Below are 14,692 nucleotides of genomic sequence, written 5' to 3'. Positions count from 1 at the left end.
CGTGATCGTCGACTGCGCCCTGTACCGCCACGGGCGGCGCGTCCCCGGCCACATCGACCCGGCGGACGCGTGCGCGGAGACGCTCGACGACCCGGACAGCTTCGTCTGGGTCGGCGTCGCCGACCCGGTGGGGGAGGAGTTCGAGCGGATCGTCGAGGCGTTCGACCTTCCGCCGCTCGCGGTCGAGGACGCGATCAACGCCCACCAGCGGCCGAAGTTCGAGGTCTACGGGGAGACGCTGTTCGTCGTCGTCAAGCCGGTCGAGTACGTCGACACCGAGGAGGTCGTGCGGGTCGGCGAGGTGCAGATCTTCATCCACAAGCGGTTCCTCGTCACCGTGCGACACGGGGCGGCGACCGCGCTCGCGGACGTGCGGCACGCCGCGGAGGAGAACCCGACGCTGCTGAAGCACGGCCCGCCCGCCGCGCTCCACGCCATCCTCGACCGCGTCGTCGACGACTACGACCTCGTCGTCGACGGGGTCGAGGTCGACATCCAGCAGGTCGAGGAGCAGGTCTTCTCGGGCGAGGCGCACATGAACCCGGCGGCGCGCATCTTCAAGCTCGAGCGCGAGGTGCTCGAGTTCCAGCGCGCGGTGGCCCCGCTGCTGCCGGCCGTCGACCGGCTGGCCCGCGGACGGCTCGCCGAGGTCGTGCCGGAGCTGTCGGCGTACTTCCGCGACGTCCACGACCACCTGCTGCGCACGTCCACCCGGATCGACGGCTTCCGGGCCCTGCTGTCGAGCGCGCTGCAGGCGAACCTCACGCAGATCACGGTGCGGCAGAACGAGGACATGCGCCGGATCTCCGCCTGGGTCGCGATCGCGGCGATCCCGACGATGTTCGCCGGCATCTGGGGCATGAACTACGACCACATGCCGGAGCTGCACTGGCAGTACGGCTACCCGCTCGCGCTCGGCGTCATGGCGACCGCCTGCGGGCTGCTCTACCGGCGGCTGCGACGGGCGGGGTGGCTGTAGCGATGTCCGGGCTGCGGCCCGTGACGGCGGGCGACGTCGACGCGATGACCGCGAACATCGTGCGGGGCTTCGAGACCTATCGTGCCTTCGCGCCCCGCGCCTGGGAGCCGCCGTCCGCGGAGGATCATCGCGACCGCATCGTCCTGCGGATGCGGATCGACGGCTTCGCCGGGTGGATCGCGCCCACAGGCCGCTCGCACGTCGCCGGGTACCCGCTCGAGGAGGAGCCCGGCGTCTGGCACCTCTTCCACCTCTTCGTCGACGAGGCGGCGTGGGGGACCGGGCTCGCCGCGGAGCTGCTCGCGCGTGCGGTCGGTGCGGCCGCCGCGAGCACGGCGGACGCCATGCGCCTCTTCACCCCGGCCGGGCAGGCGCGGGCGCGCGCCTTCGACGGCCACGAGGGCTGGCACCTCCACGTCGAGCCCTACTTCGAGCCGCACCTCGGCATGGACATGGTGGAGCTCCGGCGGCCGCTCTGAGCAAACGGAATGCTGCCACTGTCGCTCAGCGACAGTGGCTGCGTTCCCGTTGTCGGGGGGCGTCCGGCAGAGGGCCCTCAGGCGAGCCGGTCGGCGGTGATGTCCTCCACCCGCGCGCAGCCGAGCAGCGTCATCGCGAGCTCGAGCTCGGCCTGGAGGAGCTTCAGGACCTGCAGCGCCCCGGCCTCGCCGCCGGCCGTGAGGCCCCAGAGGGCCGGGCGGCCGACGAGGACGGCCCGCGCGCCGAGCGCGAGCGCGGCGCAGACGTCGGTGCCGCGGCGGATGCCGCCGTCGACGAGGATCTCCGCGGCCCCGGCGACCGCGTCGACGACCGGCCCGAGCATGTCGGCGGTCGCCGGGACGTTGTCGAGCTGTCGGCCGCCGTGGTTTGAGACGACGACGCCCGCGACGCCGCGCTCGACCGCCTTCCGCGCGTCGGCGGGGTGGTGGATGCCCTTCACGAGGACCGGGAGCGGGCTGTCCGCGACGAACGTCTCGAGGTCGTCCCAGCTGAGGGTCGTGTCCATGAGCGAGAAGAAGCCCGCCGGCGTGATGCCCGCGCTGCCGCCGGTCGCGGAGGTGACCGCGGGCATGTCGATCCCCTCGGGGACGGCGAAGCCGGTGCGCAGGTCGCACTCGCGGCGGCCGGCGCGCGGCGCGTCGACGGTAAGGACGAGGGCGGTGAAGCCGCAGGCCTCGGCCTCCTCCACGAGCGTCCGGGTGACGCCGCGGTCCGACAGGACGTAGACCTGGAACCAGCGCGGGGCGTCGGCGGGCGCCCCCGTTGCGACCTCCGACGGGGTCGAGGTCGCGATCGTCGAGAGCGTCATGATCGTCCCCGCCGCGGCGGCCGCCCGCGCCATCCCTGCCTCACCGTCCGGATGCGCCATCTTCTGCAGCGCTACCGGGGCGACGAGCACCGGCATCGACACCGGCGTCCCGAGGACCGTCGTCGCCGTGGAGACGTCGTGCACGTCGACGAGGACCCGCGGGAGGAGCCGGTGCTCGCCCCAGGCGGCGACGTTCGCGCGGAGGGTGCGCTCGTCGCCCGCCCCGCCGGCGAAGTAGCCGTGCGGACCGGCGTCCAGCAGCTCCTGCGCGAGCGCCTCGTAGTCGGCCAGGCAGCACGGGTCGATCGGCATCGCGATGAGACCCTAACGGAGCGTCGCTCGTACACTGGAGGTATGGCTTCGCAGCGGCAGATCAACGTCGGCGGCGTCCTCATCGGGGGCGGCGCCCCTGTCGCCGTCCAGACGATGACGAAGACGGAGACGGCGAACCTGCCGGAGACGATGGCGCAGATCCGCCGCGTCGCCGAGGCGGGCGCCGACCTCGTGCGCGTCGCGGTCCCGCGGGCGGAGGACGTCGAGGCGCTGAAGACGATCGTCGCGCAGTCGCCGATCCCGATCATCGCCGACATCCACTTCAACCACACGCTCGCGATCAAGGCGATCGAGGCGGGCGCCCACTGCGTCCGCCTGAACCCGGGCAACATCGGGGGCCCCGAGAAGGTCGCCGAGGTCATCAAGGTCGCCAAGGCCCACGGCACGCCGATGCGCATCGGCGTGAACTCCGGCTCGCTGCCCGCGCACCTGCGCGACCTCGAGTACTCGAACCCGGTCGAGGCGCTCGTCAGCGCCGCCGTCGGCTTCGTCGAGCTCATGGAGCAGCTCGACTTCACGGACTTCAAGGTCTCGATGAAGTCGACGAGCGTCCCGAACACGATCGCCTCCAACCGGCTGCTGAGCGAGCGGATCCCGTACCCGCTGCACCTCGGCATCACCGAGGCGGGGACGAAGTGGGCCGGCTCGCTGAAGAGCGCCGTCGGCCTCGGCACGCTGCTCGCCGACGGCATCGGCGACACCGTCCGCATCTCGCTGTCGACGTTCCACGCCGAGGAGGAGGTGAAGGTCGCCTGGGAGATCCTCAAGGCGCTGAAGCTCCGCGAGCGCGGACCCGTCCTCATCGCCTGCCCGACGTGCGGCCGCCTGCAGTTCGACATGGACTCGGTCGTGAACGAGGTCGAGCGACGCCTCGAGGCCTACGAGGACCCGATCGAGGTCTCGGTCCTCGGCTGCGGCGTCAACGGCATCGGCGAGGCCCGCCACGCGGACTTCGGCATCTCCGGCGCGAAGGACGCGGGCGTCGTGTTCGCCAAGGGCGAGCTCATCCGCAAGGTGAAGACCGAGAACCTCGTCGACGCGCTCTTCGAGGAGATCGACAAGTTCTACGAGGCGGGGCGCAAGGTCGTGTTCGACGACGCCGAGTCCGCCGCGGCGAAGCAGTGGCTCGCCGAGAACGAGGACATGACGGCCGACACGCCGGAGCGGCGTGCCGCCGCCGAGAAGGCGAAGGCCGACGAGGAGGCCGCCGCCGCGGCCGCCGCGCTGGAGGCCGCGTCGCCGACCGCCGGGCGCCGCTTCTCCCGGACCTGAGGGCGGGGCGGTGACGCAGGCGCCGCACCGCGTCCCGCTCGCCTTCGACACCGTCGACGAGGTCGCCGCCGCGATCCGTGCGCGCGGCGGGCGGCTGACGAGCGCGCGCCGCGTCCTGCTCGAAGGGCTCTTCGCAGCCGACGGCCTCGTCACCGCCGAGGAGCTCGCGGACGGCATGGATGGGCGCATCGTCCGCTCCGAGGTGAGCTCGGTGTACCGCAACCTCGAGCTGCTCGAGCAGCTCGGCGTCGTGCGCCACGTCCACCTCGGTCACGGGCCCGGGCTGTACGCGCTGGAGCGCGGCGGACCGTGCGAGTACCTCGTCTGCGAGCAGTGCGACCGCGTGGAGATCCTCGCCACGGCGGACCTCGACCCGGTCCGCGACGACGTGCGCGCGCGCTTCGGCTACGAGGTCCGCTTCAGCCACTTCCCGCTCGTCGGGCGCTGCCCGAAATGCGTTGCAATTGCGAATGACTCTCCATAAGGTCGAACGCGAGGTGCCCGGTGGGTCGCCGGGCACGCAGCGCCGACCCAGGGGAGCGCCATGGCCGTCGTACCGACGCAGCTCGCCGCGCGCCCCTCGTGCGCGCAGCGCCTCCGGTACGCGCTGACGCCGGGGGAGTGGCGCCGGGCCGCCGGCCTCGCGCTCGTCGTCCTGCTGCTCCACGTCGTCGGCTTCGGCGTCCTGTTCCTCCTCGTCATCCCGGGGCACTACGCCCTCGGGTCCGGCTCGGGCGCCGTCGGGATCGGGGTCGGGCTGACCGCGTACACGCTCGGGCTGCGCCACGCGTTCGACGCCGATCACATCGCGGCGATCGACAACACGACCCGCAAGCTCATGGCGGACGGCCAGCGGCCGCTGAGCGTCGGCTTCTTCTTCTCGCTCGGGCATTCGAGCGTCGTCTTCGTGCTCGCCGGCGGGTTCGCGCTCGGGGTGCGCGGCCTCGGCGGCGGCGTGGCGCACGACGGGTCGACGCTGCACCAGGTCACCGGGACGGTCGGCCCCTCGGTGTCGGGGGCCTTCCTGCTCCTCATCGGCTTCGTGAACCTCGCGATCCTCTGGGGCATCGTGCAGACGTTCCTCCGCATGCGCCACGGCGAGCTCGACGAGGCGCAACTGGAGGAGCAGCTGCAGCGTCGCGGCCTCATGAACCGCGTGCTCGGGCGGGCGACGCGCGCGGTCCGCCGGCCGTGGCAGATGTACCCGCTGGGGATCCTCTTCGGGCTCGGCTTCGACACGGCGACCGAGATCGCGCTGCTCGCGACCGCGGGTGCCGCCGCGACGGGCGGCCTGCCGTTCTGGGCGATTCTCTGCCTCCCGGTCATCTTCGCCGCCGGCATGTCGCTGCTCGACACGATCGACGGCGCCTTCATGAACGTCGCGTACGGCTGGGCCTTCTCCCAGCCGGTGCGGAAGGTCTATTACAACATCACGGTGACCGCCCTCTCGGTGCTGGTGGCGCTCGTCGTCGGCACCGTCGAGGCGCTGCAGGTGGTGTCGGACCGGCTCGGGCTGCGCGGCACCTTCTGGGACGGCGTGGGCGGCCTGAACCTCAACCTCGTCGGCTACGGCATCGGCGTGCTCTTCGCGCTCACGTGGGCGGTCGCGCTCGCGGTGTGGCGGTACGGGCGCATCGAGGAGCGCTGGACGGCTGGCCTCGCCCCGTCGGACCCGGTATAGAACCCTCTCACGCCCCCGGGGGCGCGGCCCGCCGCCGCGACCGGGGTGGGTACGGTGCAGGACGCCGCGTATGTCCGCCCGCCTCGCCCCGAGCCCGGCCGTCCGCCGGGCCCTCGCCGTCTTCGGCCTCTGCACGCTCGTCATCGTGCTGCTCGACGCGCTCGTCGCGGACGAGGCGACGCCGCGGGGGGACGACCGCATCTACGAGCTCATGGCGCAGCACCCCTTCGCCACGCACACGTTCCCGTTCGCCTACCGGATCCTCGTGCCGACGCTCGTGCACGTCCTCCCGTTCGGCCACACGTTCTCGTTCAACCTGCTCGCGTGGCTGTGCACGGGGGCGTCGGGCGCCGTGGCGTACGTGCTGCTGCGGCGCTTCGACGTGCCGGACCTCGTCGCCGCCGGGCTCGGGGTCGTCCTCGCGAGCTCGCCCGGGCTGCTCATCGTGAGCCTGCGCGACGGGCGCAACACCGACGCGGCGACGGTCCTCGTCATGCTGCTCGCCGTCCTCTTCATGGTCGACCGGCGGCCGCGGGCGCTCGCGGTCACGCTGCTCGTCGCGGCGCTGACCCGGGAGTCGGCGATGTTCCTCGTCCCGCTGACGTACGCGCTGTGGGCCGAGCGCTGGGTCGACCGGGACGCGCTGCGCCGCACCGCGCTCGTCTGCGCACCCGCGATCCTCGTGTACGCCGCGCTGCGACTCGGCCTGCCGACGGTCGGCCGCGAGCAGGTGAAGGGCTACGGCGCCGGGCTCGTCCAGGGGCGGATCGACAACGTCAGCGAGGGGCTGCGGGCCTGGCGGACCGAGGGGCGCCGCATCGCCCTCGCCTTCGGCCCGCTGTGGCTGCTCGCGCCCTTCGCGCTGCGCACGACGCCGTTCGCCCGTCGCGGGCTCGTCCTCGTCGCCTGCTGCCTGGCCTCGATGACGTTCGCGCTCGACTGGGGGCGGATGGTCCTCCTCGCGGCGCCGGTCGTGCTCGTCGCGGCGGGCGTCGTGCTCGAGCGCCACCGGCGCCTCGTCCTGCCGGTCCTCCTCGCCTGCCTCTCCGTCAACGCGGGCTACGCGATCCACATGGACCGCGGCGGCGTCCGCGACGGGATCGACCACAACGGCCTGCCGCCCTACCCGGTGCGCTGAGCCTCCCGGCGAAGGTGAATGAAGGTTCAGGGTGCGCACGACACCCCGAACCTTCATCGAGGCTCGGGGGCGGCCTCAGGGGCGGGGGACGACGTCCTGCGGCAGGCTCGTGAACGTGCGCGGCGGGCCGCCGCTCGGCAGGACGAGCCGGTAGGTGAAGCGGTAGCGCCCCGGGGTCCCGATCGGGCGGTCGATCGTCCAGTAGCCGTGGGCGTTCGTGAACGCCTGCGCGACGGCGGTCCAGCGCGTGCCCGAGGCTTGCTGGAGCGTGATCTGGGTCGCCCCGCCCGGGCGGACCTGTCCCCAGAAGCGCGCCTGCAGGTGGGGGCGCGCGTCGATGTAGAACGGGTTGGGGAAGGCGTGGGCGAGCGGCTTCGGGGGGCCGCCGACGTATCGCAGGCCCGACTGCCAGCCGGCGTACTGCGCGCCGAAGCGGGAGACCTTCGTCGGCTCGTCGATCCACTCGTACTGGGTGACGTTCTTCACCCGCGGGTCGCGCCAGGCGAGGTAGTCGGCCTGCTGGATCCAGGCGGCCTGCCGCGCCGGCGTGACGCCGGAGATCGGGTCCGGCGGATTCGTCTGGTAGCCGAACTCGGTGAAGTAGAGGTCGAAGCGGGCGCCGGTCGTCGGCCGGAGGATGCCCGCCGCGGTCGTGCGGTCGAGCGCGCGCTCGAGCCGTTTCGTGTCCCCGAAGGAAGCGTCGTCCGGCTCCGGGTCGTGCGCGGTCGGCGCGAGGCGCACCGGGTGCGGGTGGTAGGCGAAGCCGCTGGCCCGGATCGCCGCCGCGCCGGCGCACGCGCCCGAGCGGTCACGCCGGTAGTCGGCCTTCACGCAGCCGAGCGACCGCAGGAACTGCAGCGGCCGCATGACCGCGTTCTCCTTGTGGGGCGCCTGCCCGCGCGGCGCGAGCGTGCCGACGAGGACCTCCGCGGAGGGGTCGACCCCGCGGACCGCGGCGGCGGCCGCGCGGAAGAGCTCGCGGTACAGGTGCGGCGCGACCGGGGTGCAGACCCGGCGGGAGGTGCAGCTGAACTGCGGCTGCAGCCAGCCGGGCTGGTTCGGCTCGTTCCACACGAGATAGCGCGTGACGCGGCCCCTGTAGCGCGCCGCGACCGCGTGGCTGAAGTCGCCGAAGCCGTGCGGCGAGGGCCGGTAGCGCGGATTACCGAGGGCGGGCTTCGCGGTCGCCCACAGGGGCCCCGAGCCGGTGAGCGCGAGCATCGGCCGGATGTGCGCCGCGATGAGCAGGTCCACCGCGTGGTCGAGCGCGGCGAAGTTGTAGAGCGGGTCGTCCGGGTCGCGCGGGTGGAAGCCCTTCGGGGCGCGGGGGTCGTCCGGGTGCGGCGCGATGAACGCCCAGCGGGCGTGGATGCGCACCGTGTCGATCCCGAGGTCCTGCCAGGCGGCGACGGCGCGCGCGGCGGCGGACGGGCCCTCGTAGAGGATCTGCGCGTCGTCGGCGATCCCGACCTCGGTGTCGACGGCGGCGCGGGCGGGACTCGCGCCGCTCGCGCCGAACGCGACGAGCGACGCGAGCAGCCCGGCGAGGACGACCCGCGGGCCGCCGCGTCTCATCGCCCCGGCTCGGCCGTCCGGCTGGTGATCGTCGGCCCGCCGGTGGACGGCGACCACCGCAGGCGCCAGGTGCCGGGCGTCTTCGGCACCTTCACGTCGACGAACCCGCGTCGCGCGGACGACATGACCGTCGTGACGGTCTGGAAGTCGTCGCCGCCCGCGGGGTCGTTCTGGACGTCGACGGCCTCGGGGGTCCCGGTCGCGGCGGGGCGGACCTGGCCCCACACGCGCAGCCGGCTGCCGGACCGCGAGACCCAGATCGGCATCCGGTAGGCCGCGAACGACGGCTTCGCGGTGCCGTCGAGGAAGCGCAGCCCGGTCTGGAAGCCGCCGAGGTCCTTCTCGTCGCGCAGCTCGTACTGGGCGACCGCCTTGATCGACGAGTCCTCGTACGCGAGGAAGTCGCTGTGGTTCAGGTACGCCGCCTGGTTGGCGAGCGAGACCCCGAAGAGCGTGTCGGGCGGGTTCGTCTGGAAGCCGAACTCGGTGTAGTAGATCGGGAGTCTGAACGGGATCCGCCTGTGCGCCGCCCCGGCCTTGATGATTGTCCTCAGCCGCGAGACGGAGCTGATCGTGATCTCGCTCGGGCCCCCGCGCGAGGTCGGCGGCTGGCTGCCGCCGCGCGTGTACGGATGGTGGGCGATGCCGGTCACGGCGAGCCGGCGGAAGCCGCCGCAGTCCTGCGCCTTCGCGGCGGCGCCCCTCAGCGGGCGGTCCTTGCCGTCGAGGCAGAGCACCCCGCGCAGGAAGTCGCCGGGGGCGATCGGCCGGGTCGCGAGCGAGCCGGTGACCCGCCCGAGCGGCGCGGTCTCGCCGAGGAGGACCTGGTCCCGGGTGTGTCCGGACGCGGCGAGGCCCTTCAGCGCCGCGCGTACGAGCGTGCGGTAGATCGCGGGCGCGGCGGGGCTGACGGCGCCGTTCTGCTTGACGTACTGCGGCGTGAGCCAGCCGCCCTGGTTCGGCTCGTTCCACACCGACCAGCGCGAGACGCGCGGCAGCATCGTCTGGCCCTGGTTCTCGTCGCGGTACTCGCCGGAGTAGCGCAGGCCGATCGCCTGCACGAAGCGCTTGAACTGCGTGGGGTTCGGGCGGCACGTGCGCCGGACCGAGACCGACGCGTGGCAGCCCGACGCCCACGCGGGCATCGGACTCGCCGGGGAGAGGATGAGATCCAGGCCACGGGCGACGGCGCCGCGGACGAGGCCGTCGTACTTGTCCCACAGCTCCGGTGGGTAGGACGCCGGGTCGGCTCCGTCGAAGCCCGCCGGGCGCCGCTTCGCCGTCGGCTGGGGGGCGACGCGGTTCCAGAAGACGATCGAGTGGACCGTGTCGGCCCCGAGCGACTGCAGGTCGTCGAGCGTCCGCTCGCGCGCGGCGTCGCCGGAGAGGACGAGCTGCGCGTCGTCCTCGAAGAGCGAGTCCTGCGTCCGTGAGGCGAGGGCGGGCGCCGGCGCGAGAACCGGGGCCGCGAGCCCGAGGGCCGCGGCCACGAGCGCCGGCGCCAGCGCGCCGGCGCGGGGCCGCCGCCTCACTGCACCGCCTGCGGCAGCGAGGTGAGCCGGTACGGCACCGCCAGGCCGGTCCACAGCGCGCGGATCTGCCCGGGGCCCGGGATCGTCACCGCGGGCGCCTGGTAGTAGCCGACCTGGTTCGTGACGGTGATCGGGTCGCCGATGTTCACGAAGTCGAACGGGCTGCCCGCCGCCTTGAACTGGAGCTGGACCGTCTCCGGGCGGGTGGGGGACAGGACGTTCGGGAGGAAGCGCAGCTGCCCGAAGACCGAGGCGGTCAGCGGCCCCGCCGGGTCCCGCGCGACGACCTGCGCGAGGAACGGCATCTTGTACGCCGTCGCCGCGGGCTTCTCGGTGCCGCCCGCGGTGAGCAGGCCGGACTGGTACGTCGCCCAGTACGCCCGCGAGCCCTTCGGCTTCTTCTTGTTCGGCTTCACGTCGCGCAGGAGGAACTGCGTGTTGCCGACGATCCGCGGGTTGAGGAACGTGATGAGGTCCGCGAGCTGGTCGTAGGCGGCCTGCTGCTCCGGAGTCGTCGCCGCGTACGGGTCTGGCGGGTTCGTCTCGTACCCGAACTCCGTGGAGATGAGCGGCATGCCGACCCGGATGTTGCCCGTGGCCTGGCCGAGCTGGTCGAGCTGGGTCCCGAGGTCGCTGAAGTTCGCGAGCGTGTAGGCCGTCGGGTCGGGGTCGCGCTGGGTCGGCGCGAGCTTCTTCGTGTACGGGTGGTGCGCCCACGCGTACGCCTGGATCGGGCCGTCCTTCTTGAACTCCGAGCAGCCGAGCCCGTTGGAGCCCGGGCCGCAGAGCAGCTCGTTGATGAACGTCTTCGGGCCGATGGCCGACGTCGTCGTCTGGCGGGTCACGCCGGTGGGGGCGGTCTCGCCGGCGAGGATGATGTCGCCGCCGTGGCCGGTGCTCACGAGCGCGCGGCGGCCGAAGAGGAAGAGGCCGCGGTAGAGCGAGGGGGAGACGGCCTTGCCGTTCAGCCACTGCGGGCGCAGCCAGCCGCCCTGGTTCGGCTCGTTCCACAGCGACCAGAAGTGGACGGCGGGCAGGATGTTCGGCGTGTTCTCGTCGCGGTACTTGCCGTCGTAGCGCTTGCCGACCGCCTGGACGAACTTGTAGAACTCGCGCGGCTTCGGCTTCCACCACTTGTTGTCCTTGCGGTGGTTCGACGGCGCCTTCTCGTGCGTGTACGACGGCCCGGGGCCGGTGACGTCGAGGTAGCACACGAGGCCGAGCGTCTTGCAGGCCCGGACGACGCCGTCGTAGCGGTCCCAGTTCGCCTTCGGGTACGCCTTCGGATTGGCGGCGCCGAGCCTCCTGAAGCGCCGCTTCTGCGCCTTCGTCGCCTTGCCGTCGTTCGCGTTCTCGGCGACGACGCTCCACAGGACGGTGACGCGGACGACGTCGACGCCCATGCCCTTCATCTGGCGCATCGTCTGGTCGCGAACCGTGTCCGTGCGGTACACGAGCAGGTCGTCGTCCATCATGATCGACAGCTGCCCGTCGCTGGCCTGGGCGGCCGCCGGTGCGAGGAAGCACGCGAGCAGGGTGACGAGCGCGGCGGCCCGGAGGGAACGGAGGATCGGCGGCATGCGGAAAAGCGCTCCAGGATGGGAGTCGGGAGATGGCGGACGGCCCCGGCCCTGCCTGGCACGTCCGACGAGAAGAACGCGAGGGTAGTACGAAAGTTTTGCTGCCGCGCCGCGCCCGGACGTCCGACCGACGACGTCCGGGCGGCGCGCAGGCGGCTACTTCGCGGCGGCGTACCGCTCGGCGACGACGTCCCAGTTGACGACGTTCCACCACGCCTTGAGGTACTCCGGGCGGCGGTTGCGGTAGGTGACGTAGTACGCGTGCTCCCACACGTCGTTGCCGAGGAGCGCGACCTTGCCGTCGGAGATCGGGTTGTCCTGGTTCGCCGTGGACGTGATCTTCAGCTCGCCGCCGTCGAGCACGAGCCACGCCCAGCCGGAGCCGAACTGCCCGACGCCGGCGGCCTCGAACTGCTCCTTGAAGCTGTCGAAGGAGCCGAACGCCGCGGAGATCGCCGCGCCGAGGTCGCCGCCGGGCTCACCGCCGCCGTCGGGGCTCATAGACTCCCAGAACATCGTGTGGTTGAGGTGGCCGCCGCCGTTGTTGCGCACGGCGCCCTTCTTGTCCGGCTGCACGGCGTCGAGGTTCGCGATGACCTCCTCGATCGGCTTACCGGCGAGCTCGGTGCCCTCGAGGGCCGCGTTCACCTTGTCGACGTAGGCCTGGTGGTGCTTGTCGTGGTGGAGCGTCATCGTCTCGGCGTCGATGTGCGGCTCCAGCGCGTCGTACGCGTAGGGCAGTGCGGGGACCTCGTAGGCCATGTCGATGTTCTCCTGTGTTGCGGAAAATGGGGTGTGTCGGGGTTACCCGTCCGAGCATATCCCCACCCGTCCGCCAACCCGTGACCGCCCGGCCGCCTCGGCGGTGGTCATCGCCGTGACGGGGCCCGGAGGCGATCCGTAGGCTGTCGATCGATGCGTCGCTCTGCCCTCTTCCTGCCCACCGAACGCCAGCCGCCTGCCGACGCGGAGGCGCTGTCGCACAAGCTCATGGTTCGAGCCGGGCTCGTCCGCCAGCTCGGCGCCGGGCTCTGGAGCTGGCTGCCGGCCGGCTGGCGCGTGCACCAGAAGGTCGTCCAGATCATCCGCGAGGAGATCGACGCCATCGGCGGGCAGGAGCTGCTGCTTCCCGTCATGCACCCGCGCGAGCTGTGGCGGAAGACCGGCCGCGACCAGATCGAGGAGCTCTTCACGCTCGAGGACCGCAAGGGCGCGGAGATGGTCCTCGCGATGACCCACGAGGAGGCGGTGACCTTCCACGTCGGCGCCGCCGTGAAGTCCTACCGCGACCTGCCCAAGACGCTGTACCACTTCCAGGTGAAGGAGCGGGACGAGGCGCGCCCGCGCGCGGGGATCCTGCGCACCCGCGAGTTCATCATGAAGGACTCCTACTCCTTCGACCGCGACGAGGCCGGGCTCGACGTCCAGTACGAGGCGCACCGCGGCGCCTACGCGAAGATCTACGACCGCACCGGCCTGGAGTGGTTCGAGTGCCGGTCCGACGTCGGGATGATGGGCGGCACCGTCGCGCACGAGTACATGGCGCCGTGCCCCGCCGGCGAGGACGACGTCGTCCTCGCGCGCGGGTACGCGTCGAACCTCGAGGTCGCCTCGGCGGATCCGCAGCCCGTCGAGCTGCCCGGCGACACGGAGGCCGCCGAGGTCACGACCCCGGGCGCCACGACCGTCGAGGCGCTCACCGCGTCGCTCGGCCTGCCCGCCGGCGCGCTCCTCAAGGCCTACCCGGTCATCGCCGAGGACGACGGGCGCCTCGTGCTCGTCATGGTCCGCGGCGACCACCGCGTGAACCCCGTCAAGCTCCAGAACGCGCTGCGCTCCCCGTTCCGGCCCGCCGGGACCGAGGAGATCGCCGCGCAGGTCGGGCCCGCCGGGTACATCGGCCCCCACGCGCCGCTCACCGCCGTCGAGACGCTGTACGACGCCGCGATCGAGGCCGGGCCGTACGTCGTCGGCGCGAACCGGGCGGACACCCACCTGCGCGGCTTCGTCGTGCCGGAGGGCGCGACCCGCGCCGACGTCCGTCTCGTCGAGCCCGGGGACACGATCGGCGGCGAGCCCGTCCGGATCGTCACCGCGATCGAGATCGGCAACATCTTCAAGCTCGGCACGCGCTACTCCGAGCCGCTCGGCGCGACGTACCTCGACGCCGACGGCAAGCCGCAGAAGATCGTCATGGGCTCCTACGGCATCGGCCCCGCGCGCATCGCGGCGGCCGCCGTCGAGCAGTTCGCCGACGAGAAGGGCATCTCCTGGCCGGTCGCGATCGCCCCGTGGACGGTCAACCTCGTGTCGCTCGGCAAGGGCGGCACACCCGAGCGCGCCGCCGCGGACGCGCTCTACGAGCAGCTCCGGGCGGCCGGGGTCGAGGTCCTCTACGACGACCGCGACACCGGCAACGGCGAGAAGTTCGCCGAGGCCGAGCTGCTCGGCTGCCCGCTGCGGATCACGCTGGGCAAGCGCTCGCTCGACTCCGGGCTGCTCGAGGCGCAGATCCGGCGCGAGCTGCAGGACGTCGAGGGCGGCATCCCGCTCGAGGGTGCGGTCGGCGCGGTGCTGGGCATCCTCCCGACGCTGGCCTGATCCGGCGACCACGCGCCTCCGCACGACCGAGCACCCCATGACCGACGACGAGACCACCCCCGCCTGGCGCAACCCGCGGCTCACCCTGCGGCGCTTCAGCGGGCTGGACCGCAGCGGCCCGCCGCCGCCCGCCACGCTCGCCGGCGCGCCGCTGAACCCGTGGACGATCCCGAACGCCATCGGCTTCGTCCGCGCGCTCGGCATCCCGCTCTTCCTCTACCTCGCGTTCTCCTCCGACGACGGCACCGACTTCACGCCCGCGCTCATCTTCGCGCTCGTGGCCTGGGGCGACCAGCTCGACGGCATGGCCGCGCGGGTCACCGGCCAGTACAGCCGCCTCGGCGCCATGCTAGACCCGATCCTCGACCGTCTGCTCGTCGTCAGCGGTGTCGTCGTCTGCTTCCACTTCGACCTCATCCTCCGCTGGGCGCTCGCGATCCTCGTCGCGCGTGAGCTCTTCATGCTCGCCGTCGGGCCGTTCGCGGTGCGGCGCGGGGTGGACCTGAAGATCAACTGGCCCGGGCGGTGGAGCGTGTGGCCGCTGATGATGGGCATCGGCTTCGGCCTCCTCGGCTGGCGCACCCCCGGCTCGGCCTTCCTGCTCGTCGGGGTCTTCCTGTCGCTCTGGGCCACCGTGCTCTACGCCCAGGACGCCCGCCGGCAGCTCGCGGAGAAGCAGATCTAGGCCCACC

The 14,692-nt window shown here is 72.6% G+C and carries 13 protein-coding genes; 8 read left to right on the top strand and 5 right to left on the bottom strand.

All coding sequences use genetic code 11. The features are described from left to right. Position 1: 1 nt before the first annotated feature. Both NBH00_RS16120 and NBH00_RS16115 read left to right on the top strand, forming a co-directional pair. Positions 2 to 979 (top strand): magnesium and cobalt transport protein CorA, encoded by a 978-nt coding sequence (locus NBH00_RS16120; RefSeq protein WP_254569617.1) that lies wholly within the window; start codon positions 2 to 4, stop codon positions 977 to 979. Positions 980 to 981: 2 nt separating this feature from the next. After that, entirely contained in the window at positions 982 to 1,458 is a 477-nt protein-coding gene (locus NBH00_RS16115; protein ID WP_254569616.1) for a GNAT family N-acetyltransferase, read from the top strand. 77 nt (positions 1,459 to 1,535) lie between these two features. On the opposite strand, the gene NBH00_RS16110 is transcribed toward NBH00_RS16115, so the two are convergent. Next, the gene (locus NBH00_RS16110) at positions 1,536 to 2,600 is read right to left on the bottom strand and encodes an alpha-hydroxy acid oxidase (protein ID WP_254569615.1); all 1,065 of its coding nucleotides are present in this window, start codon (positions 2,598 to 2,600) and stop codon (positions 1,536 to 1,538) included. A 42-nt stretch (positions 2,601 to 2,642) separates the two neighbouring features. On the opposite strand from NBH00_RS16110, the gene ispG reads away from it, so the two are divergent. The 4 genes from ispG to NBH00_RS16090 all read left to right on the top strand — a co-directional run bounded on the left by ispG (position 2,643) and on the right by NBH00_RS16090 (position 6,712). Then, the gene (ispG, locus tag NBH00_RS16105; protein ID WP_254569614.1) at positions 2,643 to 3,893 is read left to right on the top strand and encodes a flavodoxin-dependent (E)-4-hydroxy-3-methylbut-2-enyl-diphosphate synthase; all 1,251 of its coding nucleotides are present in this window, start codon (positions 2,643 to 2,645) and stop codon (positions 3,891 to 3,893) included. Positions 3,894 to 3,903: 10 nt separating this feature from the next. Then, positions 3,904 to 4,377 (top strand): Fur family transcriptional regulator, encoded by a 474-nt coding sequence (locus tag NBH00_RS16100; protein WP_254569613.1) that lies wholly within the window; start codon positions 3,904 to 3,906, stop codon positions 4,375 to 4,377. Between the two features lie 60 nt (positions 4,378 to 4,437). Further along, positions 4,438 to 5,574, top strand: coding sequence for a Nickel transporter NicT (nicT, locus tag NBH00_RS16095; protein WP_254569612.1), 1,137 nt, complete (start codon positions 4,438 to 4,440; stop codon positions 5,572 to 5,574). A gap of 70 nt (positions 5,575 to 5,644) precedes the next feature. After that, a complete protein-coding gene (locus NBH00_RS16090; RefSeq protein ID WP_254569611.1) occupies positions 5,645 to 6,712 on the top strand; it encodes a hypothetical protein in 1,068 nt (355 codons plus the stop codon). 75 nt (positions 6,713 to 6,787) lie between these two features. Here NBH00_RS16090 and NBH00_RS16085 read toward each other — a convergent pair whose 3' ends face one another. The 4 genes from NBH00_RS16085 to NBH00_RS16070 form a co-directional block, all read right to left on the bottom strand. Further along, positions 6,788 to 8,287, bottom strand: a complete 1,500-nt coding sequence (locus tag NBH00_RS16085) for a glycoside hydrolase family protein (RefSeq protein ID WP_254569610.1) — start codon at positions 8,285 to 8,287, stop codon at positions 6,788 to 6,790. Beyond that, positions 8,284 to 9,819, bottom strand: a complete 1,536-nt coding sequence (locus tag NBH00_RS16080; protein ID WP_254569609.1) for a hypothetical protein — start codon at positions 9,817 to 9,819, stop codon at positions 8,284 to 8,286. Before NBH00_RS16080 ends, NBH00_RS16085 begins: the two co-directional genes overlap by 4 nt. Further along, complete coding sequence (locus NBH00_RS16075; RefSeq protein ID WP_254569608.1) at positions 9,816 to 11,399, bottom strand: glycoside hydrolase 5 family protein; 1,584 nt, start codon at positions 11,397 to 11,399, stop codon at positions 9,816 to 9,818. The genes NBH00_RS16080 and NBH00_RS16075 overlap by 4 nt, the downstream gene beginning before the upstream one ends. A 156-nt stretch (positions 11,400 to 11,555) precedes the next feature. Continuing rightward, entirely contained in the window at positions 11,556 to 12,161 is a 606-nt protein-coding gene (locus NBH00_RS16070) for a superoxide dismutase (RefSeq protein ID WP_254569607.1), read from the bottom strand. 153 nt (positions 12,162 to 12,314) lie between these two features. Between NBH00_RS16070 and NBH00_RS16065 the strand changes: the two genes are divergently transcribed. Next, entirely contained in the window at positions 12,315 to 14,000 is a 1,686-nt protein-coding gene (locus NBH00_RS16065) for a proline--tRNA ligase (RefSeq protein ID WP_254569606.1), read from the top strand. A gap of 37 nt (positions 14,001 to 14,037) precedes the next feature. Next, the gene (locus tag NBH00_RS16060) at positions 14,038 to 14,685 is read left to right on the top strand and encodes a CDP-alcohol phosphatidyltransferase family protein (RefSeq protein WP_254569605.1); all 648 of its coding nucleotides are present in this window, start codon (positions 14,038 to 14,040) and stop codon (positions 14,683 to 14,685) included. Positions 14,686 to 14,692 lie beyond the last annotated feature (7 nt).

Source organism: Paraconexibacter antarcticus (genome assembly GCF_024220175.1).
GTDB lineage: Bacteria > Actinomycetota > Thermoleophilia > Solirubrobacterales > Solirubrobacteraceae > Paraconexibacter > Paraconexibacter antarcticus.
Note: the sequence above shows the minus strand (reverse complement) of the source record. Positions and strands in the feature narration are given on the sequence as shown.

Bases quoted from the DNA above. Each gene is read 5' to 3' on its own strand.
- NBH00_RS16065 (WP_254569606.1), top strand. From the start codon at position 12,315: ATGCGTCGCTCTGCCCTCTTCCTGCCCACCGAACGCCAGCCGCCTGCC.
- ispG (WP_254569614.1), top strand. From the start codon at position 2,643: ATGGCTTCGCAGCGGCAGATCAACGTCGGCGGCGTCCTCATCGGGGGC.
- NBH00_RS16060 (WP_254569605.1), top strand. From the start codon at position 14,038: ATGACCGACGACGAGACCACCCCCGCCTGGCGCAACCCGCGGCTCACC.
- NBH00_RS16115 (WP_254569616.1), top strand. From the start codon at position 982: ATGTCCGGGCTGCGGCCCGTGACGGCGGGCGACGTCGACGCGATGACC.
- NBH00_RS16085 (WP_254569610.1), bottom strand. From the start codon at position 8,287: ATGAGACGCGGCGGCCCGCGGGTCGTCCTCGCCGGGCTGCTCGCGTCG.
- NBH00_RS16070 (WP_254569607.1), bottom strand. From the start codon at position 12,161: ATGGCCTACGAGGTCCCCGCACTGCCCTACGCGTACGACGCGCTGGAG.
- NBH00_RS16075 (WP_254569608.1), bottom strand. From the start codon at position 11,399: ATGCCGCCGATCCTCCGTTCCCTCCGGGCCGCCGCGCTCGTCACCCTG.
- NBH00_RS16110 (WP_254569615.1), bottom strand. From the start codon at position 2,600: ATGCCGATCGACCCGTGCTGCCTGGCCGACTACGAGGCGCTCGCGCAG.
- nicT (WP_254569612.1), top strand. From the start codon at position 4,438: ATGGCCGTCGTACCGACGCAGCTCGCCGCGCGCCCCTCGTGCGCGCAG.
- NBH00_RS16090 (WP_254569611.1), top strand. From the start codon at position 5,645: ATGTCCGCCCGCCTCGCCCCGAGCCCGGCCGTCCGCCGGGCCCTCGCC.